The 19,909-nt window shown below is 62.5% G+C and carries 24 protein-coding genes and 1 pseudogene; 13 read left to right on the top strand and 12 right to left on the bottom strand.

All coding sequences use genetic code 11. From position 1 onward, the window contains the following. The first annotated feature begins 51 nt into the window (after positions 1 to 51). Positions 52 to 297 (top strand): DUF1127 domain-containing protein, encoded by a 246-nt coding sequence (locus NMG70_RS22820; protein ID WP_254026613.1) that lies wholly within the window; start codon positions 52 to 54, stop codon positions 295 to 297. Positions 298 to 417: 120 nt separating this feature from the next. Here NMG70_RS22820 and NMG70_RS22815 read toward each other — a convergent pair whose 3' ends face one another. Genes NMG70_RS22815 through purC form a run of 5 tightly spaced genes read right to left on the bottom strand, consistent with a single transcriptional unit; the run spans position 418 to position 2,895 of the window. Further along, positions 418 to 834, bottom strand: coding sequence for a hypothetical protein (locus NMG70_RS22815; RefSeq protein ID WP_254026612.1), 417 nt, complete (start codon positions 832 to 834; stop codon positions 418 to 420). Between the two features lie 45 nt (positions 835 to 879). Further along, on the bottom strand, positions 880 to 1,548 hold the full coding sequence (gene purQ / locus NMG70_RS22810) for a phosphoribosylformylglycinamidine synthase subunit PurQ (protein ID WP_254026611.1): 669 nt from the start codon (positions 1,546 to 1,548) through the stop codon (positions 880 to 882). Further along, positions 1,545 to 1,799 (bottom strand): hypothetical protein, encoded by a 255-nt coding sequence (locus tag NMG70_RS22805; RefSeq protein WP_254026610.1) that lies wholly within the window; start codon positions 1,797 to 1,799, stop codon positions 1,545 to 1,547. The genes purQ and NMG70_RS22805 overlap by 4 nt, the downstream gene beginning before the upstream one ends. An 18-nt stretch (positions 1,800 to 1,817) precedes the next feature. Further along, positions 1,818 to 2,060, bottom strand: coding sequence for a phosphoribosylformylglycinamidine synthase subunit PurS (purS, locus tag NMG70_RS22800; RefSeq protein ID WP_023798246.1), 243 nt, complete (start codon positions 2,058 to 2,060; stop codon positions 1,818 to 1,820). A gap of 40 nt (positions 2,061 to 2,100) precedes the next feature. Next, positions 2,101 to 2,895 carry a phosphoribosylaminoimidazolesuccinocarboxamide synthase gene (purC, locus tag NMG70_RS22795; RefSeq protein WP_023674725.1) on the bottom strand — a complete coding sequence of 265 codons (795 nt, stop codon included), beginning with the start codon at positions 2,893 to 2,895 and terminating at the stop codon, positions 2,101 to 2,103. Between the two features lie 277 nt (positions 2,896 to 3,172). Between purC and NMG70_RS22790 the strand changes: the two genes are divergently transcribed. Both NMG70_RS22790 and NMG70_RS22785 read left to right on the top strand, forming a co-directional pair. Then, positions 3,173 to 3,493, top strand: coding sequence for a DUF1476 domain-containing protein (locus NMG70_RS22790; protein ID WP_091591813.1), 321 nt, complete (start codon positions 3,173 to 3,175; stop codon positions 3,491 to 3,493). 202 nt (positions 3,494 to 3,695) lie between these two features. Beyond that, positions 3,696 to 4,469, top strand: a complete 774-nt coding sequence (locus NMG70_RS22785) for an HpcH/HpaI aldolase family protein (RefSeq protein ID WP_254026609.1) — start codon at positions 3,696 to 3,698, stop codon at positions 4,467 to 4,469. Between the two features lie 85 nt (positions 4,470 to 4,554). Here the strand turns inward: NMG70_RS22785 and NMG70_RS22780 are convergent, their stop codons facing one another. Further along, a complete protein-coding gene (locus NMG70_RS22780; protein WP_254026608.1) occupies positions 4,555 to 5,103 on the bottom strand; it encodes an RBBP9/YdeN family alpha/beta hydrolase in 549 nt (182 codons plus the stop codon). Positions 5,104 to 5,407: 304 nt separating this feature from the next. Between NMG70_RS22780 and NMG70_RS22775 the strand changes: the two genes are divergently transcribed. After that, entirely contained in the window at positions 5,408 to 6,220 is an 813-nt protein-coding gene (locus NMG70_RS22775; RefSeq protein WP_254026607.1) for a VOC family protein, read from the top strand. Between the two features lie 227 nt (positions 6,221 to 6,447). On the opposite strand, the gene purB is transcribed toward NMG70_RS22775, so the two are convergent. The 3 genes and pseudogenes from purB to NMG70_RS22760 form a co-directional block, all read right to left on the bottom strand. Next, on the bottom strand, positions 6,448 to 7,755 hold the full coding sequence (gene purB, locus NMG70_RS22770) for an adenylosuccinate lyase (protein ID WP_254026606.1): 1,308 nt from the start codon (positions 7,753 to 7,755) through the stop codon (positions 6,448 to 6,450). A 59-nt stretch (positions 7,756 to 7,814) separates the two neighbouring features. Beyond that, positions 7,815 to 8,332: pseudogene (locus NMG70_RS22765) on the bottom strand (hypothetical protein). Continuing rightward, complete coding sequence (locus NMG70_RS22760; protein ID WP_254026605.1) at positions 8,329 to 9,054, bottom strand: DUF2259 domain-containing protein; 726 nt, start codon at positions 9,052 to 9,054, stop codon at positions 8,329 to 8,331. The pseudogene NMG70_RS22765 and the gene NMG70_RS22760 overlap by 4 nt, the downstream one beginning before the upstream one ends. A gap of 142 nt (positions 9,055 to 9,196) precedes the next feature. On the opposite strand from NMG70_RS22760, the gene NMG70_RS22755 reads away from it, so the two are divergent. Continuing rightward, positions 9,197 to 9,451 (top strand): DUF2171 domain-containing protein, encoded by a 255-nt coding sequence (locus tag NMG70_RS22755; protein ID WP_254026604.1) that lies wholly within the window; start codon positions 9,197 to 9,199, stop codon positions 9,449 to 9,451. 48 nt (positions 9,452 to 9,499) lie between these two features. Here the strand turns inward: NMG70_RS22755 and NMG70_RS22750 are convergent, their stop codons facing one another. Next, a complete protein-coding gene (locus NMG70_RS22750) occupies positions 9,500 to 10,519 on the bottom strand; it encodes a P1 family peptidase (protein WP_254026629.1) in 1,020 nt (339 codons plus the stop codon). Continuing rightward, complete coding sequence (locus tag NMG70_RS22745) at positions 10,519 to 11,604, bottom strand: ABC transporter substrate-binding protein (protein WP_254026603.1); 1,086 nt, start codon at positions 11,602 to 11,604, stop codon at positions 10,519 to 10,521. The genes NMG70_RS22750 and NMG70_RS22745 overlap by 1 nt, the downstream gene beginning before the upstream one ends. A 191-nt stretch (positions 11,605 to 11,795) precedes the next feature. Here NMG70_RS22745 and NMG70_RS22740 point away from each other — a divergent pair, with 191 nt between their 5' ends. From NMG70_RS22740 to NMG70_RS22710, 7 genes are all read left to right on the top strand, one after another. After that, positions 11,796 to 12,290, top strand: a complete 495-nt coding sequence (locus tag NMG70_RS22740; RefSeq protein WP_254026602.1) for a flavin reductase — start codon at positions 11,796 to 11,798, stop codon at positions 12,288 to 12,290. Between the two features lie 36 nt (positions 12,291 to 12,326). Continuing rightward, positions 12,327 to 13,256, top strand: coding sequence for an AAA family ATPase (locus NMG70_RS22735; RefSeq protein WP_254026601.1), 930 nt, complete (start codon positions 12,327 to 12,329; stop codon positions 13,254 to 13,256). 4 nt (positions 13,257 to 13,260) lie between these two features. Then, the gene (locus NMG70_RS22730; protein WP_254026600.1) at positions 13,261 to 14,511 is read left to right on the top strand and encodes a vWA domain-containing protein; all 1,251 of its coding nucleotides are present in this window, start codon (positions 13,261 to 13,263) and stop codon (positions 14,509 to 14,511) included. Positions 14,512 to 14,539: 28 nt separating this feature from the next. Then, positions 14,540 to 14,878, top strand: a complete 339-nt coding sequence (locus NMG70_RS22725; RefSeq protein WP_254026599.1) for an XdhC family protein — start codon at positions 14,540 to 14,542, stop codon at positions 14,876 to 14,878. A 68-nt stretch (positions 14,879 to 14,946) separates the two neighbouring features. After that, positions 14,947 to 15,651 carry an XdhC family protein gene (locus NMG70_RS22720; RefSeq protein ID WP_254026598.1) on the top strand — a complete coding sequence of 235 codons (705 nt, stop codon included), beginning with the start codon at positions 14,947 to 14,949 and terminating at the stop codon, positions 15,649 to 15,651. Then, a complete protein-coding gene (locus NMG70_RS22715) occupies positions 15,648 to 17,270 on the top strand; it encodes an NTP transferase domain-containing protein (RefSeq protein WP_254026597.1) in 1,623 nt (540 codons plus the stop codon). The genes NMG70_RS22720 and NMG70_RS22715 overlap by 4 nt, the downstream gene beginning before the upstream one ends. Before the next feature lie 32 nt (positions 17,271 to 17,302). Further along, positions 17,303 to 18,187, top strand: coding sequence for an alpha/beta hydrolase (locus tag NMG70_RS22710; protein WP_254026596.1), 885 nt, complete (start codon positions 17,303 to 17,305; stop codon positions 18,185 to 18,187). On the opposite strand, the gene NMG70_RS22705 is transcribed toward NMG70_RS22710, so the two are convergent. Further along, positions 18,184 to 19,233, bottom strand: a complete 1,050-nt coding sequence (locus tag NMG70_RS22705; RefSeq protein ID WP_254026595.1) for a DUF1176 domain-containing protein — start codon at positions 19,231 to 19,233, stop codon at positions 18,184 to 18,186. The two genes, NMG70_RS22710 and NMG70_RS22705, sit on opposite strands and share 4 nt — an antisense overlap. 126 nt (positions 19,234 to 19,359) lie before the next feature. Here NMG70_RS22705 and NMG70_RS22700 point away from each other — a divergent pair, with 126 nt between their 5' ends. Further along, positions 19,360 to 19,866: a DUF1993 domain-containing protein gene (locus tag NMG70_RS22700; protein WP_254026594.1), complete on the top strand. Its 507-nt coding sequence runs from the start codon at positions 19,360 to 19,362 to the stop codon at positions 19,864 to 19,866. Positions 19,867 to 19,909 lie beyond the last annotated feature (43 nt).

Raw genomic sequence — 19,909 nt, 5'->3', positions numbered from 1 at the left:
ATATGAACTGCGCGACAAAAGGGTACAATCTCGAATTACGGTGGCATGAAAATGGCTGCAATCGATACAATCCGTTACAAAAGAGCTGAATTGCCCGGAGCCCGCCCGTCAGGCCGGCAAGGCTACGTCCGTCGCGTGGTGCGAATGGTCAGCTCACTCGCAAACCGGATCAACAGCCTGCTGGATCGCCGGCGCAGCCGGCTGGTCTTGCTGGAAATGACCGACGATCAGCTCAAGGATATCGGCATCTCGCGTGCCGACGCCCACCGTGAGGGTCTGAGGCGGTTCTGGGATTGAAAATACGCCTCGCGTGCCCCCGTCTCAAGCCGCCATCGAAGCCGCAATGGTGATGCAGATTTGCAGGACAAGCCCGGTCAGCCCTATGACCAGGCCGGCGATCTGCAGCAAGCCATGACGCTATGCAGCCGCACCGCAGGCCGGGTTGCCGGCCTGCCAGCGGGCAATGTCCGAGCCGACGCGTGCGCCGAGCGGCTCGTTCATCAGCGGACCGTACACGTCCACCCGGCGTGAATTGCCTTGCGCCTGCACGACCAGCAACGGCTTTGCGCCATAATGCTTGGCCGGGACCAGCAGGAAGCGCGGCGTGCCGGTGAACGAGTTCAGCTCGTTGGCCATCTGATAGGGCTTGAAAGCGGGATCCTTGCTGGCGATCCAGCATTTGTGGGCGGCGATCGCCACCTGTTCCATGGCAAGCAGCGCCGCACTCTTGCCAGAAGGCGCCGGTGCGCTTTTCGGCTTCGACTGGCAGGAGGCGAGCACAAGGCCGGCGGTGGCGACGAGTGCGAGGCGGGCGATCGTCTGTCTCGGGCTCATGCGGCGCCTATATCGAATTCGGAAAAAAGATGAAGGCTGAAGATATCAAGCGGCGATGCCGAGGGCACTTTCGAACAGTGCCCGGCCGTCGCTGCCGCCATGCGCCGCTTCGATCAGGTTCTCGGGATGCGGCATCAAGCCGAGCACATTGCCCTGGCCATTGATGATGCCGGCAATGTCGTTGATCGAGCCGTTGGGATTGGTGCCTTCGGCATAGCGAAACACGACCTGGCCTTCGCCTTCGAGCCTGCCCAGCGTCTCGGCGTCGGCAAAGTAATTGCCGTCATGATGCGCCACCGGCGAGCGAATGATCTGCCCTGGCTGATAGCGGCGGGTGAACATCGTGTTAGCGTTGGTGATCTGCAGCTTGACTTGCCGGCAGACGAATTTCAGCGACGTGTTGCGCATCAACGCGCCCGGCAAGAGGCCGGCCTCGACCAGGATCTGGAAGCCGTTGCAGACGCCGATGACCATGACCCCTTTGGCCGCCTTTTCGGCGACCGCCCGCATCACCGGCATGCGCGCGGCAATGGCGCCGCAGCGCAGATAATCGCCGAAGGAGAAGCCGCCGGGAATGGTGATCAGGTCGACATCGGGGATTTCGGTGTCGGTCTGCCAGACGGTGACCGGTGGTGTTCCCGAAATCTTGGTCAGCGCCGCGATCATGTCGCGGTCACGGTTGAGGCCCGGGAGAAGAACGACGGCTGATTTCATTTCGGTTCGAAAGGCCTCTGGGCTTCGGCAAGTTCGCGCAATTCGAGACGGCGTTCTATGCGTTCGAGACGATCGTCTTGACGGCCAAGAATGCCGTAAATGTTATGGATGTCGCTTTGGGTTGCGACCATGGGACTCCGAACGACGTTCAACTCCCGCTTCACTTCGGAAACATCTTGTCGAAGTTCAGCAACTTCGTGGTGCACACGCTTCAGCAGCTCGTACATCAACTCGTTCGTGGCTTCAGTCATATACCCTCCGGCACAACCTCAGGTAATGGCCACACTATAGTTCTCAATCACCGTATTCGCCAGAAGCTTGTCACACATAGCTTTGAGATCGGCTTCGGCCTTGGCCTTGTCGCTCTCAGCAAGCTCGACATCGAAAACCTTGCCCTGCCGCACCTGGCCGACGCCGTCAAAGCCCATCCCGGACAATGCGTGTTCGATCGCCTTGCCTTGCGGGTCGAGCACGCCGTTCTTGAGGGTGACGGTAATGCGGGCCTTGATCACGCTGGACATCTCCTGTTCGCAGTATTGAGCGGCAAAAATCTCAGTGGGGCTTGCCTTTGACGCCATCGGTCGAGGCGACGAGCACTGGTCCGGCGGGACGCGGCGGCTCGTTCTCGTTCATGATGCCGAGGCGGCGGGCGACTTCCTGATAGGCTTCGACCAAGCCGCCCATGTCGCGGCGGAAACGATCCTTGTCGAGCTTGTCCTGGGTCGCCACGTCCCATAGACGGCACGAGTCCGGCGAGATCTCGTCGGCAACGACGATGCGCATCATGTCGCCTTCGAACAGCCGGCCGCATTCGATCTTGAAGTCGACAAGCTGAATGCCAACGCCCATGAATAGGCCGGAGAGGAAGTCGTTGACGCGGATGGCCAGCGCCATGACGTCGTCGATCTCCTGCGGGCTTGCCCAGCCGAAAGCGGTGATGTGCTCTTCAGACACCATCGGGTCGTCGAGCGCATCGGCCTTGTAATAGAATTCGATGATCGAGCGCGGCAGCACGGTGCCTTCCTCGATGCCAAGACGCTTGGCCAGTGAGCCGGCGGCGACGTTGCGCACGACCACCTCGAGCGGGATGATCTCGACTTCCTTGATCAGCTGCTCGCGCATGTTGAGCCGGCGGATGAAATGGGTTGGAATGCCCATCCGGTTGAGATGGTTGAAGATGTGCTCGGAAATGCGGTTGTTGAGCACACCCTTGCCATCGACGATTTCGTGCTTTTTCTTGTTGAAAGCGGTCGCGTCGTCCTTGAAGAATTGGATCAGTGTTCCCGGCTCAGGGCCCTCATAGAGGATCTTGGCCTTGCCTTCATAAATGCGGCGGCGATTTTTCATCTGATTTTTTCTCTGGATTTCCGGGCAGGCGGCAAGCGACCAGTTCCTGTCCGTCCGCCTAAATTAGTGCGGCAACGGTAGGGGTTCAATGCCGGTGTCTATCCCAATCGCACTGTTTGCTCAATCGGCAAATCCTTTCAATCACCGCTTTCCGGAATGAAATGCCGCAGCGCAGCAAGTGACGTAGCATATTGACCGGCCCGCGGCCTTTTGGTTTGTGCAGGGCGATACACACATTTCGACCGCCAACCAAATCGGATTTCACCGGAGGGATGCCATGAGCAGCATGAAAGATCGCGAGGAGGGCTTCGAGCGAAAATTCGTAATCGACGAGGAACTCCGGTTCAAAGCCGCGGCCCGCCGCAACAAGGCGCTCGGCCTGTGGGCCGCCGAAAAGCTCGGCAAGGCCGGGGCCGACGCCGAAGCCTATGCCAGCCAGGTCGTTCTCGCCGATATCGAGGAAGCCGGCGACCACGACGTTTTCCGCAAGATCCGCAAGGATTTCGACGAAGCCGGGGTCGTCCAGTCGGACCACCAGATTCGCCGCACCATGGACGATTTGATGGCGCAGGCAATCGAGCAGATCAAGAACACCTGATCCTTGCTCTGAGCCAGTCGACACGCTGGACCAATCGACCGCCTCGCCCCTCCGGGCGGTTTTTCTTTGCCTTTGCAGCTGTTTCCGGCTGAACTGCATTAGAGCGACATGCATCCATTCGGACGCACCAAGTACGCTCAATTTTGACTCCTCGCATCGGGCTGATTCCGGGCCGATGCGAGGTCGAATAAGGAAGGCGCCCATGTCCCTGAAGTCACGCCTTGCGGCCGATGAAACCTTGTGCACCGCATGGTCCGGCGTACCTGATGCCCTGACGGTCGAGATTCTTGCCAGACAAGGTTTCGATGCCGTCACGCTCGACATGCAGCATGGTGGACATCACGAGGACAGCGTGTTGCGCGGCCTTGGGCCGGTGCTGGCCGCCAACAAACCGGCGCTGGTGCGCATTCCGGTCGGCCGCTTCGACATGGCCAGCCGCGCGGTCGATTTCGGAGCAGAAGCGGTGATTGCGCCGATGGTGAATTCGGTGGCGGACGCCAGGCTGTTTGCCGCCGCCATGAAGTACCCGCCGCTCGGCGAGCGCTCCTGGGGTCCGACTTATGCCTTTCCGCGTCATGGCAAGGGCGACTATGCCGACTGGCTGCGCGACAGCAACGAGCGCACCATGGCCTTCGCCATGGTCGAGACCCGCGCCGCGCTCGATGCGCTCGACGGCATCCTCGACACGCCGGGTATCGATGGCATCTTCCTCGGCCCATCGGATTTTTCGATTGCCTGGTCGAACGGCGCGGCCGTCAACTCGACGCTCGAAAGCATGATGGAAACAGTTGCCTCGATCGCCGAGCGGACACGCAAGGCCGGCAAGCATGCCGCGATCTACGTCATCGAGCCGGCCATCGCCGGCCGTGTGGTGTCGATGGGCTACCGGCTGCTGGCGATGGGCTCCGAGCACGCGCTGATCGGTCTGGGGGCAAAGACTCTGCTGAAGAGCGTGAGGGACTCGATCGGATCCTAGAGTTTTGTTTTTATGCATGTCGTTGTCCCAAAACCGCTGCGCACCCTCGGGTCAGGCCCGAGGGCATGCTTTTGGGCGACATGCACTAAAGGTCCGTCAGGAATTTGGCGAACGTCATCGAGCCTTCCGGCCATGGGCCGAAGCCGGAATCGGCGTTGAGATGTCCGGCCTCGCCAGCGTCGATGAACAGTGAACCCCAGGCGCCGGCAATGTCCTCGGCCACCTCGAACGTGCAGAACGGGTCGTTGCGGCTGGCGATCATCACCGAGGGAAATGCCAGCGGCTCGCGCGGATAAGGGCCGAAGGTCATCAGGTGCCTGGGTTTTATCTTGGGGTTGGCGACGTCGGGCGGCGCCACGAAGAAGGCTCCGGCGACCGGGCGTTGGAACTGGGGCATTGCCTGGATCACGGCGGCGACGCCGAGTGAGTGCGCGACGATGACGACCGGCCGCTCGGCCTCATTCACCGCCTTCGCCACGCTCGCCGTCCAATCCTCGCGCACTGGCTTCGACCATTCCGCCTGCTCGACGCGCCGCGCCGTCGACAATTTCGATTGCCAGCGGCTCTGCCAATGGTCGGGGCCGGAATTGGTGTAGCCCGGCACGATGAGAATGTCTGCATCCCTGACTTTCATGGCGCGCATGTAGCGAGGGACACGGTTTCGTGCAACCGCGCATGATCCCAAAAGTGTGAAGCGGTTTTTGTATAAGATCATGCGCAACTGGGTCTGATCATTTGCGATTGCTCACAATAGTGAACACCATGTTCGCTTCTTGGCGTCTTGTGTGAACGATCGAGAACGACGATCTCTCATCGGGAAAAGAAACAGCCGTGTGCATGAGACCCAGGATTTGGAACTGACACGACGTACAATGGTAGGTGGCGCCGGGCTCCTGGCTTTGGGGATCTCGTCGAAGGCCGCCCAAACGGAGACTTTGATGAGCGAATTGCCTTTTGCCGCCACGACCCCGGTCAGCGTTGCCCGTGTCGGGTTGCGGGCGCGAGATGCCGAAAATCTCGCTGCCTATTATCACGACGTCGTCGGTCTGCGGGAACTGAGCCGCGCCGGCGGCACGATCACGCTGGGCGCCGCCAATCGTCCCTTGCTCGACATCGAGGCCGATGCAACGGCGAAGCCCGACGATCCGCGCAGCGCCGGCCTCTTCCACACAGCCTTCCTGCTGCCCAGCCGGGCCGACCTCGGGCGCTGGATCAACCACGCCATCGCCAACAATATCGGCATCGACGGTGCTTCCGACCATCTGGTCAGCGAGGCGCTCTACCTGACCGATCCTGAAGGTAACGGCATCGAGATCTATGCCGACCGCCGCCATGAAGACTGGAAATGGAATGGCGACAAGATAGCGATGGCGACCGAACGGCTGAATATTTCGTCGGTCGTCGCCGAAGTGCCGGCCGGCGATGCCGGCTGGCAGGGCATGCCGGACAACAGCATCATCGGCCACGTCCATCTGCGCGTCGGTCGGCCGGAAGACGCCGAAGCCTGGTGGCACCAGGAATTCGGCTTCGACACGGTGGCGAAATATGGTGGCGCGGCGGTGTTCCTGTCGTCAGGCGGCTACCACCACCACATCGGCGCCAATGCGTGGCAGAGTTCCGGCGCCGGCCGGCGCGATCCTTCCCGGTCCGGCCTGGCTTGGGTCGAAATGCGATCCGACAATGTGACTGATGCAGCGACCAGCGAGGATCCATGGGGAACGGTGATCAGGACCGTTCCCGGCAAGGCTTGATTCTTCGAATCTGACGGTGCGCGCTGAGCAGGTGAAGGCTGCGCTGGCTGGAACACCCCTCGGCGCTGCGGGCCGTTCCACCTCTAACACAAGGGGAGAAGGGCGAGCCTGCCGTTTGCGCCTCGGCAAATCTCGCAGTTCGATGGTTGGCGGCGAGGTCGACGCCGTCTTACCTTCTCCCCTTGTTGTAGGAGAAGGTGGCCTCGCAAAACAAGGTCAGCGTGGCCTCACGCTTCTCCGAACACCCGCTTGAAGATCGTGTCGACATGCTTGGTATGATAGCCAAGGTCGAATTTTTCACGAATATCGGCCTCGGGCAAGGCTGAGGTGACCTCCCTGTCGGCCAAAAGTTCCTCAAGGAAATCAGCCCCTTGCTCCCATACTTTCATGGCGTTTCGCTGCACCAGCCGGTAGGCGTCCTCACGGCTGACGCCGGCCTGGGTCAGCGCCAGCAGCACACGCTGCGAATGCACAAGGCCGCGGAACTTGTTCATGTTCTTCAGCATGTTGTCGGGATAGACGAGCAATCTGTCGATGACACTGGTCAGCCGCGACAGCGCGAAATCGAGCGTCACCGTCGCATCCGGGCCGATCATGCGCTCGACCGACGAATGCGAAATGTCGCGCTCGTGCCAGAGCGCCACGTTCTCCATCGCCGGCAGCGCGAACGAACGCACCATGCGCGCAAGCCCGGTAAGGTTTTCGGTCAGCACCGGGTTACGCTTGTGCGGCATCGCTGACGAGCCCTTTTGCCCGGGCGAAAAATACTCTTCAGCCTCCAGTACCTCTGTGCGCTGCAGATGGCGGATTTCTGTCGCCAGCCGTTCGATCGACGAGGCGATGACACCGAGCGTCGTAAAGAACATCGCATGGCGGTCGCGCGGGATCACCTGCGTCGACACCGGCTCCGGCTTCAATCCAAGTTTCTTCGCCACATGTTCTTCGACATAGGGATCGATGTTGGCGAAGGTGCCGACAGCACCTGATATGGCGCATGTCGCAATATCCTCCCGCGCGTGCACCAGCCGCTCGCGGCAGCGCGAGAACTCGGCATAGGCCTGCGCCAGCTTGACGCCGAAGGTGGTCGGCTCGGCATGGATGCCGTGGCTGCGGCCGACGGTGACGGTGTCCTTGTGTTCAAAGGCGCGGCGCTTGAGCGCCGCAAGCAGGCCGTCGATGTCGGCCAGAAGGATGTCGCTGGCGCGGGTGAGCTGCACGGCAAAGCAGGTGTCGAGAACGTCCGAGGACGTCATGCCCTGATGAATGAAGCGGGCGTCCGGCCCGACGAATTCGCTGAGGTGGGTGAGGAAGGCGATGACGTCGTGCTTGGTGACGCGCTCGATCTCGTCGATCGCCTCGACGTCGAACTTCGCCGCCCCGCCTTTTTCCCAGATGGTTTTGGCGGCCTCCTTCGGGATCACGCCGAGCTCGGCCAGCGCGTCGCAAGCGTAGGCCTCGATCTCGAACCAGATGCGGAACCGGGTTTCGGGCGACCAGATGGCCACCATTTCCGGCCGGGAGTAGCGAGGGATCATCGGTCAGTCCTGACTTGCGAGAGCGTTCGCCCGCGTCGTAACAGAGGCAGACAAAATGCTCAACGCTGCTGCCGCGCAAACCAGATGCTGGCGAGAGCAAGCGCGATGAAACCGAGCGGAAAATAAAGCCGGATGCCCAGCACGATGAATTGATAGAACGCTGTTGCCACTGTGTGCACGAACTGGATGGACCAGGCAATGGTCAGTGCAGGTTCATGCCACTGGGCCTAGTAGGAACGGTATTGCAGCGCAAAGAGCCCTCCGGTGAGGCCGATCGTGGTGGCAAGAAGGCAGACAAACGCGGCCGCCAAGGCAACTTGCCAATGCCTTCCGAGCGAGATGAGCCGCGCAAGGAACAGGCCAACCGGAAAGGCCAGGGCACCGCCGCCGCATGGAGCAACGAGACGAAGCGGATATTTGCCGGGGTCCCCCAGTCGTCCAGCAGCAGATTGACAAGCGCGCTGGCGCCCATCGCTGCGGCCCATAGCAGGGCGCCGCAAACCGCGGCGCACGGCGACGGCAAGGCGTTGCGGATGCGATCCAGGACTCGGTTGCGTATGCCGGGAAGCGGCGTCACAGCCGGCCGGTCACCGCGATCCAGCGAAAATCCGGCCCTTCGAAGCCGTACTGGCGCACCGCGATCAGCACGGCATAGGCGCTGAGGCCTTGCAACGAAAATGTCTGCACCGCGCCGATCCGATAGCCGTTCGGGCAGCCTCTGCTTTTGGGGATCGACTTGTCCTCGTGCAGGAGCTCAGTCTTGCCGCCGTCTTTCGCCTCGATGCGCAGCAAGCGAAAGCCGTTGATCTCGCCAAGGCTCTGGCAGGCTTCCGTGTCGTTCATACCGATCTCGTCGACCCGGAACTCGAGCGGATCGTCGACCGGCGAAAAGATCGGCCGCGGGTTGACCACCATGCGGAACGGATCGGCCGAAAGTTCGGTCACCGGGTTGAAGCCGGCGGTGATGCCTCGGTTCGCGGTCAATTCCGCTTGTTTGATGATAGCTTCACCTTTCTGCTGGGCTGCAAGGCGCGCCGCGTCGAGCGTTGCGTTTTCGTCGTCAAGCCGCACCCTGATCGGTGTGCTCTTGAGAAAACTGTCGTCCGCGGTGTTGATGTAATAGCGATTGGCATAGGGGAATCCCGATCCGTCCTGGACGCCATATTCCTCGAAGGCGAAGATGCCGCCATCCCCGGTGAAGCCGAGGATTTCAAGCTCGGCGACGTCGCCGGCATGCGCGTCGAGCGAAGTTGCAAACTGGGCAAGGAGGGAAACGGCAAACAGGACAAGAATTCGCATCGGATTTCCGTTTGAGCAGCCGGCGTTGTTTCGATCACTATCACGACATCGTCAAAACGTCGTGCCCTCTGAAACGCAAACCCGATGCATCCAATCGTGCCGCCATTTGTTTATGTTGGCAGCTTGATATGGAGAACCCACGATGACCGATGCAGCCAGCATTCGCGAACATATGGAAGTGATCGGCGCCGACGGCGTCCATGTCGGCACCGTCGACAAAGTTGAGGGACAACGAATCAAGCTGACCAAGCGCGACAGCGGCGAGGGCGCTCACAGGGGGCATCATCACTATATTCCGCTCAGCCTCGTAGCCGAAGTCGAGGGCCGGAAAGTGCGGCTGTCGGCGAACTCGGACGTTGCGGTCACGTTCGAGGAAGAACAATCCGATCCCACCTGATCACGGGCCATTTTGATTACGGGCCTATTTGATAGCGGCAGCGCGCATTCAGCGCGATGACCAAACCGGAAACAGGTCGCCTTTGGCAGGCGTCGCGGCAAAGACGCCGCGGCTGATGGCGCGTGCCATGGTGGCGCCTGCCGCTGCGTAGAGGTCGATGGCGTCGTTGGGCGCGAGCTCGATACCGCTTCTGCCGGTCGCCAGCGCGAAAACCAGATCCCCGTCGGCCGGCGTGTGTGTCGGCCAAATGGCGCGCACGAAGCCGTCATGCGCTGATATCGCCAGGCGTTTGGCGGCAGCCTTGGTGAGGACGGCGTCCGTGGCGATGATCGCGATGGTCGTGTTGCCGCCAACCTTCGCCCGTTTCCCGATATGCTTGTCGCGAAACTTCAGCAGGATCGTTTTCGCGTCCTCCGGCATCGGCGAGGGATAGCCAAGCCCGCCGAACTCGTCGCCGATCTCAAAGGGCGCTGCCCAGAAGTGGCGGGTTTGGGCGATCGTCACCGAGCCGGTCGGATTGACGGCGGCGAGTGCGCCGATGGTGACGCCGCTGTCGAGCTCCGCCGAGGCCGATCCGAGGCCGCCCTTGAGGCCGGAACTCAGGGCACCGGTGCCCGCGCCGACCGTACCCAGCGCAAAATCGCTGCTGACAGCCTGTGCCGCCGCATAGCCAAGATCGCGGTAGGGCGGATAGCGGCCCCAGTCCTTGTCGCCGCCATTGCGCAGGTCGAACAGGATCGCCGCCGGCACGATCGGCACGCGAACGCCGCCGACCTCCACGCCGATGCCCCTCTCGCGCAGTGCCGCCTGCACGCCGGAGGCAGCATCGAGACCGAAGGCCGAGCCGCCCGAAAGCACCACGGCATGGATCGCCTCGATCGAATTGTGCGGCTCGAGCAGGTCGGTCTCGCGGGTGCCCGGCGCGCCGCCCAGGATCTGCACACCGGCCACCGCCGGCTCGTCGCAGACGATGGTGGTCACCCCGGATTTCAGTCTCACATCGGAAGCGTTGCCGACACGCAGGCCGGCGACATCGGTGATGAGGTTGCGCGGCCCTGTGCGAAACATCATTTGGCCTCCGCCGGCACGAAATTTGCGCCGTTGAAACGGAAGACCCGATAAAGGTTTTCGGTCAAGTCGCCCTTGCCGTCAAAGCGGATCGGTCCGATCGCGGTGCTAAAGTCTTGCGCGGTGAGCGCATCGGCCAGTGGCTTGCCGGAGGTTTCCGCCAGGGCCGTCGCCGCCTTGGCGATCTCGACCGCCGCATAGGCCGGCAGCGTGTAGCCCTCCGGCACGATCTTTTGTGCGGCAAAGCTTTCGAGCACATTAGAGTCGGCCACATCGGCCCATTCGGGCGGCGCAATCATCAGCGTGCCTGTGGCATAAGGCACGTCGCCGGGCGCTGTGCGCAACGCTTCGCCGCCGGCAAAGGTGATGCCGGCGTCGAGCTGGCCGGCGTCGCGGCCCATGATGGCGATGTCTTCGCCGTCGCCGCCGGCGAAGACATGCGTTGCACCGGCTTTCCTCAGCCGCCCGATCAGCCCGATCTGGTTGTCGAGCTGCGGCCGGAATGTGTCGACGAACACCGGTTTCAGCGCCGACTGCTCGGCTGCCGCCCGAAGCGTCTCGGCGATTTCGCGGCCGTAAATCGTGCCGTCGTCGACGATGGCGAACAGCTCGTTCTGCCATTGGCGGGTGAGGTTGGAGGCGACGGCGTTGCGCTCGTCATCGCCGCGCGGCCCAAGTCGAAAGACCGGCCAGCCGGTCTTGGCGCGCCGGTCGGTCAGGCTTTCCGTGCGCACGCCGACGGTGATGACCGGCATGTTGGCATCCTTCAGGATCGGCAGTGCCGCCTCGATCGCCTCGGTGCAGAGGAAGCCGACGACCACGCCGACTTTCGCCGCAACGAATTCCCTCGCCGCGGCAGCCCCGCCATCGGCCGTGCAGCCGTCGTTGACAACCTTGAGTTGAGAACCGTTCGCCGCTGCCGCCAGGCCGGCGCCCGCCTCGATCTGTTTGCCAAGGATCGCCGACGGCCCGGATAGTGGTGCTGCGACGCCGACTAGCAGCGTCTCAGCGTTCGCATCACCGGCGAGAGACAGCCAGGCCAGCACCGCTATTGTCGTTGTCGTGGCTGTTGTCCGGGGTCGCATGCGAGCGAAGAATTCCTCCGCGCCGGTCGCGTGTTTGCCGGCGCCACTTCCTGCCAAGACCTAAAGGCTGGTCAGCTTTCACGCAACACGCGAAATTCAGGATGCATGTCAACCACTTCGCTTGTGGCATGCAATATGCAGCCATATATAACGGTTGGGTTCATCTCGCTTCAAACCAATGGAAATCGCCGGTGCTGAAGAAGAACGACATAGGGCCGCAGGCCTATCGCGACGCGATGGCCCATTTTGCCGGCCACGTCCATGTGGTCACCACCGACGGTCCCGCTGGCAGGCGCGGTGCGACTGTCATTGCAGCCTGTTCGGTGTCGGACACGCCGCCGACCATCCTGGTTTGTCTCAATCGCGAAAATCCCAAGAACGAGCCGTTCGTGCAAAACGGCAAGTTCGCCTTGAACACGCTGGCTTCGGACCAGGAGGCGCTGTCGGTCGGCTTTTCCGGCCTCACCGGCCTGCCCGTCGAGGAACGCTTCGCGCTCGGCGCGTGGGATACGATCTCGACCGGCGCGCCGACGCTGAAGGGCGCGCTCGCTGTGTTCGACTGCGAACTGATCGATACCAAGGATCTGGCCACCCACCGTGTGCTTTTTGGCAAGGTGACAGGCCTGCGTATGGGCGATAATTTGCGGCCGCTGATCTATCACGACCGCGGCTATCACGCTCTGTAGAGGCTCTGGATGGGCGGCCGCACCCACGGAGAGAGAATGACCGGGTTGAAACCGCGCCCAACGCCGCGGACGATCGACGAGACGCTCGATCTCCTGACCGGTGCGGACTATGTGGCGGACCGGTCGCTGGCGACCGTGCTGTTCTTGTCGCTGCGCATGAAACGGCCGCTGTTCCTCGAGGGCGAGGCCGGCGTCGGCAAGACCGAGATCGCCAAGGTGCTGGCGCAAGCGCTCGGCCGCCGGTTGATTCGCCTGCAATGCTATGAAGGCCTCGATGTCTCTTCGGCCGTCTACGAGTGGAATTACGCCGCGCAGATGATCGAGATCCGCATGGAGGAGGCGGCCGGCAAGGTCGACCGCTCCGATATGGAGCGCAACGTCTTTTCCGAAAAATACCTGATCCGCCGCCCGGTGCTCGACGCGCTGACCGGCAAGGCGGGCGCCGCCCCGGTCTTCCTGATCGACGAGCTCGACCGCACCGATGAGGCCTTCGAGGCGTTCCTGCTCGAAATCCTCTCCGACTTCCAGGTGACGGTGCCCGAGCTCGGCACGATCAAGGCGCAGGAACCGCCGATCGTCATCATCACCACCAACCGCACCCGCGAGATCCACGACGCGCTGAAGCGGCGCTGTCTCTATCACTGGGTCGACTATCCGAATGCCGAGCGCGAGCTGGAAATCGTGCGCCGGAAAGTGCCGCAGGCCAACAGCCGGCTGTCGGCCGAGGTGGTTTCGTTCATCCAGAAGCTGCGCCAGATCGAGCTGTTCAAGGTGCCGGGTGTTGCCGAGACCATCGACTGGGCCGGCGCGCTGACCGAGCTCGATAAGGTGGCGCTTGATCCGGAAACCGTTTCCGACACGATCGGCGTGCTGTTGAAATACCAGGACGACATTGCCCGTATCGAACAGGGCGAAGGCCGGCGCATCCTCAACGAGGTGAAGGCCGAGCTTTCGGCGGCGGAGTAGGGCGATGGCGACGCTGCATCCCGAACCGAAAGAGGCCACGCCGGGTGGGCGGATCGCCGACAACATTGTTTATTTCGCCCGCACCTTGCGCAAGGCCGGCATGCGGGTCGGCCCGGCCTCGGTCAAGGATGCGATCGAGGCGGTGCTGGCCGCCGGCATCGGTTCCCGCGACGATTTCTACTGGACGCTGCATGCCGTGCTGGTGTCGCGGCACGAGGATCATCCCACCTTCGACGAGACGTTCCGGCTGTTCTGGAAATCGCACGAGCTGATCGAAAAGATGCTGGCGATGTTTTCGCCGGTGGCGCCTGATTTCAGAGAGAAGCAAAAGCCGCGCGCTGCGGAAAACCGCGTCAGCCAGGCGATGTTCGAGGGCCACCAGAAGAACCAGCCGGCGCAGGAAATCCCCGAGATCGAGGTCGACGCCCGCTTCACATTTTCCGGCCACGAGGTGCTGAGGGGCAAGGATTTTGCCCAAATGAACGCCGCCGAGATGGCCGACGCCAAGAAGGCGATCGCCGGGTTGCGGCTGCCCTTCGACATGGTCAGGACACGGCGCTTCAAATCCAATGCGCATGGCCGACGTATCGATCCCCGCGCGATGATGCGCTCGGCCGCGCGCACCGGCGCCGAACTGATCCTGCCGAAATTCCGGTCACCGCGCGAGGTTCACCCGCCGCTGGTCGTGCTTGCCGATATTTCCGGTTCGATGAGCCAGTACACGCGCATCTTCCTGCATTTCCTGCATGCGCTGACCGAAAAGCGCCGGCGCGTGCATGCCTTTGTCTTCGGCACCAGGCTGACAAATCTGACGCGGCAGATGCGCCATCGCGATCCTGACGCAGCACTCGCCGATTGCTCGGCGGCGGTGATGGACTGGTCGGGCGGAACCCGCATCGGCGATACGTTGGCCGAATTCAACCGGCTGTGGTCGCGGCGCGTGCTGGGCCAGGGCGCGGTAGTGCTGCTGATCACCGACGGGCTGGAGCGCGACGACATCGCCGGCCTGTCGGAGGAAATGGAGCGCCTGCACAAATCCTGCCGGCGGCTGATCTGGCTGAACCCGCTGCTGCGCTTCGACGGCTTCGAGGCTCGGGCTCGCGGCGTCAAGGCGATGCTGCCGCATGTCGACGAATTCCGCTCGGTGCACAATCTCGATGCGCTCGCCGATCTGTGCGCGTCGCTGGACAAGAATTCGGCGCGCTCCGTCGACCCACGCAGATGGATTGAGGGTGGCGGGAGAAGCGCCGCGTAGCCATATGTTTTCTCCGGGAGAAACGGTGATGGAAAATAGTATCTATCTCGACGAGGCCCGCGATCCGCTGATCATCGCCGAAGGCTGGATGAAAGACGGCAAGGATGTCGCCATTGCCACCGTGGTCGAGACCTGGGGCTCGGCGCCGCGCCCGGTCGGCAGCCACCTTGTCATCGACGCGGAAGGCAATTTCCACGGCTCGGTCTCTGGTGGTTGCGTCGAAGGCGCGGTGGTGACCGAGGCGGTCGACGTCATCGACAGCGGCAAGGCTAAGATGCTGGAGTTCGGCGTCGCCGACGACACCGCCTGGCAGGTCGGCCTGTCTTGCGGTGGCCGCATCAAAGTCTACGTCGAGCGGTTGGGTTAGAGAGCATGATCCCGCAAAGTGGGAAGCGGTTTGCGGACAAGAATCATGCTTAAGCAAGAGATATTTCGATGGATCCTTATGCGCTGAAGACGCTGAACGCCGAACGCCGCGCCCGCCGCGCGGTAATCCTGGTCACCGATCTCGGCGATGGCCGCGATCGTATCGTGCGGGAGGGCGATCAGGTCGCCGGCGAATTGGGCGCTGCGATCGCCAAGGCGTTTCGATCAGGCAATTCCGGGTCGGTCGAGGCGGAAGGGGGAACCTTCTTCCTCAACGTCTATCTGCCGCAGCCGCGCCTTTTGGTGATCGGCGCAGTCCATATCAGCCAGGCACTGGCGCCGATGGCCAAGATCGCCGGCTATCCCGTCGAAATCGTCGATCCGCGCACGGCCTTTGCCACCGCAGACCGCTTTCCCGATGTCGTGCTGCATGCCGAATGGCCGGAGGACGTGCTTTCGCGCCAGCCGCTGGACAGCTATACGGCGCTGGCAGCCGTCACCCATGATCCAAAGATCGACGATTTCGCGCTGAAGGCGGCGCTCGACGCCAACTGCTTCTATGTCGGGGCGCTCGGCAGCCGCAAGACCCATGCCAAGCGGGTCGAGCGCCTGCTGGCAATGGGCGCGACCGCCGACCAGATCGCCCGCATCCACGCGCCGATCGGCTTGGACATTGGCGCCGCGAGCCCGGCCGAGATCGCGGTCGCTATTATAGCGCAGGCGATCCAGGCCTTTCGTTCGCGTGGCCTCGAATCCAAGGAAGCGGCGGCGTGAAGTTTGGGCCAATCCCCGTTGATACTGCCGAAGGCGCAGTGCTGGCACATGCCACCACGGCCGGAGAACGGCGCTTGCGCAAGGCACACAGGCTGAGCGCCGACGATGTGTCTTTGCTCAAATCAGCAGGGATTTCGGAGGTTGTCGCGGCTGTTCTTGCTCCCGATGATTTGAGCGAGGACGCTGCCGCCGAAAAGATCGCCGAAAGCATGATCCACCGCAACGTCGAGGCGAAGGCCGCCGCGACCGGCCGGGTTAATCTACACGCCCAGGCCGCCGGTATCTTCACCGTCGATGCCGCGATGATCAACGCCATCAACGCCGTCGAACCGACGATCACCATCGCCACTCTGGCGCAGCACGCACCGGTCGAAAAAGGCCAGATGGTCGCAACCGTGAAGATCATTCCCTTCGCCGTTGCTTCCGCCCTCGTCGATGCGGTGGCAAGGATCTGCGCCAGCGGCGAGATCTTTGCCGTCAATGCCTATCAGCCGGTGCGCGTCGGCCTCATCCAGACGGTGCTACCCGGCATCAAGCCGAGTGTGCTCGACAAGACCATGCGGGTCACCGAAGCCCGTCTGGCGCGCTCAGGTGGCCGGCTGACGGCCGAGCGCCGCACGCCGCACGAAATTGGCGCCGTTGCGGAGGCTGCGGGCTCGCTGGCGCGCGACAACGATATGGTGGTGATCTTCGGCGCATCGGCGATGAGCGATTTTGGCGACGTCGTCCCGGCGGCGATCGAGAAGGCCGGCGGCACCGTCATCCGCGCCGGTATGCCGGTCGATCCTGGCAATCTGCTGGTGCTCGGCACGCTTGCTGGCAAGCACGTCATCGGTGCACCTGGCTGCGCCCGCAGCCCCAAGGAGAACGGCTTCGACTGGGTCCTCGACCGGTTGATCGCCGGCCTCGAAGTGAAAGCCAAGGATATTGCCGGCATGGGTGTCGGCGGTCTGTTGATGGAAATCCCGACCCGGCCACAGCCGCGCGAGCCACTGCCGGCGCCGAAGTCGGAGAGTGCCGAGTTGAAGGTCGATGTCATCCTGCTGGCCGCCGGCCGCTCCAGCCGCATGGGCGGCCCGAACAAGCTGCTGGCGCTGTTCGACGGAAAACCGCTGGTGCGCCGCAGCGCCGAACGCGCGCTCGGCTCTAAAGCTTCTGATACCATCGTCGTCACCGGGCATCAGCGCGAGCGTGTACGGGCTGCGTTGTCTGGACTGGATGTGACTTTCGCCGACAATCCGCTTTTCGCCGAGGGCCTGTCTTCATCGCTGAAGGCCGGCATCGCGCGGCTTGCTGGCGATGCTGCCGGCGCCATGATCGTGCTTGGCGACATGCCTGGCATCGCGTCAGCCGACCTCAACAGGCTGATCGATGCATTCCGCAAATCCGAGGGCCGATTGGTCGTGCGCGCCTCGCATGAGGGAAAGCGAGGCAACCCGGTGCTGTTGCCACGCTCACTGTTTGCGGCGATCGCTCATCTCGAAGGCGATACCGGCGCGCGCCATCTGGTCGAGGCCGAGGGGCTCGATGTCCTCGATGTCGAGATCGGCAAGGCAGCGTCCATCGATGTCGACACCCGTGAGGCGCTGGAAGGCGCCGGCGGCGTGCTGCAGGATTGACAAACCGGGGCCGAAAAACGCATGCCTGAGGGATGGCTGTTCGTACCGTCCTATGCGCCCTTCTGACTTCAATATTTTTCTTGTTTTCTTGCGCCGCTTACGCCGACGTCCTCACGCTAAAGCCCTTCAAGGACGACCTGTTCGCCTATCCGACCATCCTCTCGTCCGAGGGCGCTTATACGGTCGTCGACTACCGTGAGCTGCGCGATATCAACGCTCGCGACAAGGTGCCGGAGCGCCGCGCGCAGGCGCAGTACGTCGACACCGGTGTGCGCAAGGTGCAGCAGGATCTGCTGCCGAAGAGCGGCGCCGGCAATATCCGCCACATCGCAGTCGGCCGCATGCAAGCCGCCGGCATCATCGTGCTCTATCTGCACGGGCAGGGCGGCAGCCGCAAGCAGGGCGTTGACGACTTCACCTTCGGCGGCAATTTCAACCGCATCAAGAACCTGATGGCCGGCAATGGCGGCCTCTATCTGTCGCCGGACTTTTCTGATTTCGGCGACACCGGCGCGGCCCAGATCGCCGCGCTTATCAGCCACTATGCCGAACGGTCGCCGGGCGCGAAGATCTTCGTTGCCTGCGGCTCGATGGGCGGCGCATTGTGCTGGAAGCTAGCCGCCCGCAAGGATACTGGCGGCCGCATCGACGGGCTGCTGCTGCTCGGTTCGCTGTGGGATGAAAGTTTCTTCTCGAGCCCGGCCTTCAAGCGCCGTGTTCCGGTCTTCTTTGGCCAAGGCAGCAAGGACCCTGTGTTTCCAGTCGAGAAACAGGAAGCCTTCTTCCGTTCGATCCTGGCCAAAACGAAAACCTATCCGACCCGCTTTGTCCGCTTCGAGACCGGCACGCACGGCACCCCGATCCGCATGACCGACTGGCGCGGAACGCTCAACTGGATGCTGTCGGAGGCCCCTTAAGGTGCGGTGTTGTAGTCCACCACCGTTTGCGGGTTGATCTCGCCGTCGTAGGAGGCGTCGACATCGTACTGCACCAGCGAGAAATTGCCGTTGCGAAACAGATAGGTGCCGGCTGACGAGGCATCGCCGACACCGCGCCACTTGTTGAGCGACGAGATCGTCTTGGTAGCGTCGTCATACTCGGAATTGACCAGCTGGTCGTCGGTCTGGAAGCCGGTGACGTTGATCGCCTCGACCTTGCCTTCGCTATCGTTGTTCTCATAGTGGATATCGAGTGCCGGCGAGGCGAACTGCAGCTGCCGGACGCCTGACACATCGTCGTAGACATAGTAGACGGCACTCTCATTGTAGGCAGCCATCGAACAGAAGAAGCGAAACAGCCGCGTCTCGCGTTCGGGCTGATCGGCCTCGGCGCCGGCATCCTTGTAGCGGAGGGAGTAGGCGTCCGGCTCTGCCAAGGGCTCGCCGCCAGGCATTTCCTTGTCGCATTGTTCGCCATAGGTGGCTGCAAACGCCTTCTTGGCCTGCTCCAGTGCCGCATCCTTCTTCGGCGGCGGCGGTGCGTCGCCGCAGCTTTCCGGCACGGCGTCCTCGAATTCAGCCTTGGTCGGCTTCAGCGCGCCCTTGTCGATGAAGATCGGGCGGAATGGCGGTTCCTGGATCGAGGCGTTGACCTGGCGCAGCGTGTAGCAGCCGGCAAAGACATTTTCGCTGCCGTCCCTGGCTGTCGCCCGGATGGCGACCGGAACATTGTAATAGATGCTGCCGGCCGCACCGTCTTCGGACACGCCACCGGTTTTGACCTCGACCCTTTCGGTGCCGTCATAGCCCTTGACGAAGGCGTCGAAATCCTTGGCCGGCCTGGTTTCGCCGAAATAGTCCCAGGCGCGCGCGAATTCTTGCCGGTTGACGGCGCTGTAGAACGAGCGGATGACCGCTTCGGCGTCCGACCTGTCGTCGACATAAGGCGCTTCGGCGGCGAGCGCTGGCTGGTCCATTACGGCAAGGGAGAAAAAAGCGGTCGCTGCAAGAAGGGCGCTTCTCATCGGGAATCTCCACCGGATGGGAAAACCCTATCATAGCGATTGCGGCGACGCGGTGACGCTTGAAGAATCGCCGGCGGAGGCGCTAGGTCACCGCCGTCGGCGTTCCCGCCGGGATAGGAGAGTCTCGTGACTATATCGATATACGAAGCGTCCGTGCCGGTGTTTTCGGCCAGGTTGAAGGCGCTATCCAACGTGCTGAACCTCGCCGAGCAGAATGCGCTCGACCGCAAGATCGATCCGCAGGTGTTTTTGGCGTCGAGGCTGGCGCCGGACATGTATGCGTTGACCAGGCAGGTGCAGATCGCCACCGACCACGCCAAGGGCGCGCCGTCGCGGCTTGCCGGTCGCGAGGTGCCGAAATACGAAGACAACGAGGCGAGCTTTGCTGATCTCCGGGCGCGCATCGCCAAGACCGTCGACCTTCTGGCGACATTCTCGGCTGCCGATATGGACGGCTCCGATGACAGGATGATCGAGCTGAAGCTTGGCCAGCGCGAATTCTCGATGGCCGGCATGCAGTATCTGCTGCATCTCGCCATGCCCAATTTCTATTTTCACGTGACCACTGCCTACGACATCCTGCGCCACAATGGCGTGCCGCTGGGCAAGGCGATTTTCATCGGTTCACGTTGAAGAATTGGCGAGGAGATATCCCGGTCGGGCCGGGATATCCGTA

Origin of the sequence: Mesorhizobium ventifaucium, assembly GCF_935822925.1 — a bacterium.
GTDB classification, from domain to species: domain Bacteria; phylum Pseudomonadota; class Alphaproteobacteria; order Rhizobiales; family Rhizobiaceae; genus Mesorhizobium; species Mesorhizobium ventifaucium.
This window is presented reverse-complemented; position numbering and strand designations above follow the sequence as displayed.

Coding starts and splice junctions, on each gene's coding strand:
- NMG70_RS22745 (WP_254026603.1), bottom strand. CDS start 11,604: ATGCGACCCCGGACAACAGCCACGACAACGACAATAGCGGTGCTGGCC.
- NMG70_RS22735 (WP_254026601.1), top strand. CDS start 12,327: ATGACCGGGTTGAAACCGCGCCCAACGCCGCGGACGATCGACGAGACG.
- NMG70_RS22815 (WP_254026612.1), bottom strand. CDS start 834: ATGAGCCCGAGACAGACGATCGCCCGCCTCGCACTCGTCGCCACCGCC.
- NMG70_RS22775 (WP_254026607.1), top strand. CDS start 5,408: ATGAGCGAATTGCCTTTTGCCGCCACGACCCCGGTCAGCGTTGCCCGT.
- NMG70_RS22710 (WP_254026596.1), top strand. CDS start 17,303: ATGGCTGTTCGTACCGTCCTATGCGCCCTTCTGACTTCAATATTTTTC.
- NMG70_RS22785 (WP_254026609.1), top strand. CDS start 3,696: ATGTCCCTGAAGTCACGCCTTGCGGCCGATGAAACCTTGTGCACCGCA.
- NMG70_RS22805 (WP_254026610.1), bottom strand. CDS start 1,799: ATGACTGAAGCCACGAACGAGTTGATGTACGAGCTGCTGAAGCGTGTG.
- purQ (WP_254026611.1), bottom strand. CDS start 1,548: ATGAAATCAGCCGTCGTTCTTCTCCCGGGCCTCAACCGTGACCGCGAC.
- NMG70_RS22820 (WP_254026613.1), top strand. CDS start 52: ATGGCTGCAATCGATACAATCCGTTACAAAAGAGCTGAATTGCCCGGA.
- NMG70_RS22730 (WP_254026600.1), top strand. CDS start 13,261: ATGGCGACGCTGCATCCCGAACCGAAAGAGGCCACGCCGGGTGGGCGG.
- NMG70_RS22705 (WP_254026595.1), bottom strand. CDS start 19,233: ATGAGAAGCGCCCTTCTTGCAGCGACCGCTTTTTTCTCCCTTGCCGTA.
- NMG70_RS22780 (WP_254026608.1), bottom strand. CDS start 5,103: ATGAAAGTCAGGGATGCAGACATTCTCATCGTGCCGGGCTACACCAAT.
- NMG70_RS22760 (WP_254026605.1), bottom strand. CDS start 9,054: ATGCGAATTCTTGTCCTGTTTGCCGTTTCCCTCCTTGCCCAGTTTGCA.
- NMG70_RS22720 (WP_254026598.1), top strand. CDS start 14,947: ATGGATCCTTATGCGCTGAAGACGCTGAACGCCGAACGCCGCGCCCGC.
- purB (WP_254026606.1), bottom strand. CDS start 7,755: ATGATCCCTCGCTACTCCCGGCCGGAAATGGTGGCCATCTGGTCGCCC.
- NMG70_RS22755 (WP_254026604.1), top strand. CDS start 9,197: ATGACCGATGCAGCCAGCATTCGCGAACATATGGAAGTGATCGGCGCC.
- NMG70_RS22750 (WP_254026629.1), bottom strand. CDS start 10,519: ATGTTTCGCACAGGGCCGCGCAACCTCATCACCGATGTCGCCGGCCTG.
- NMG70_RS22725 (WP_254026599.1), top strand. CDS start 14,540: ATGGAAAATAGTATCTATCTCGACGAGGCCCGCGATCCGCTGATCATC.
- purC (WP_023674725.1), bottom strand. CDS start 2,895: ATGAAAAATCGCCGCCGCATTTATGAAGGCAAGGCCAAGATCCTCTAT.
- NMG70_RS22790 (WP_091591813.1), top strand. CDS start 3,173: ATGAGCAGCATGAAAGATCGCGAGGAGGGCTTCGAGCGAAAATTCGTA.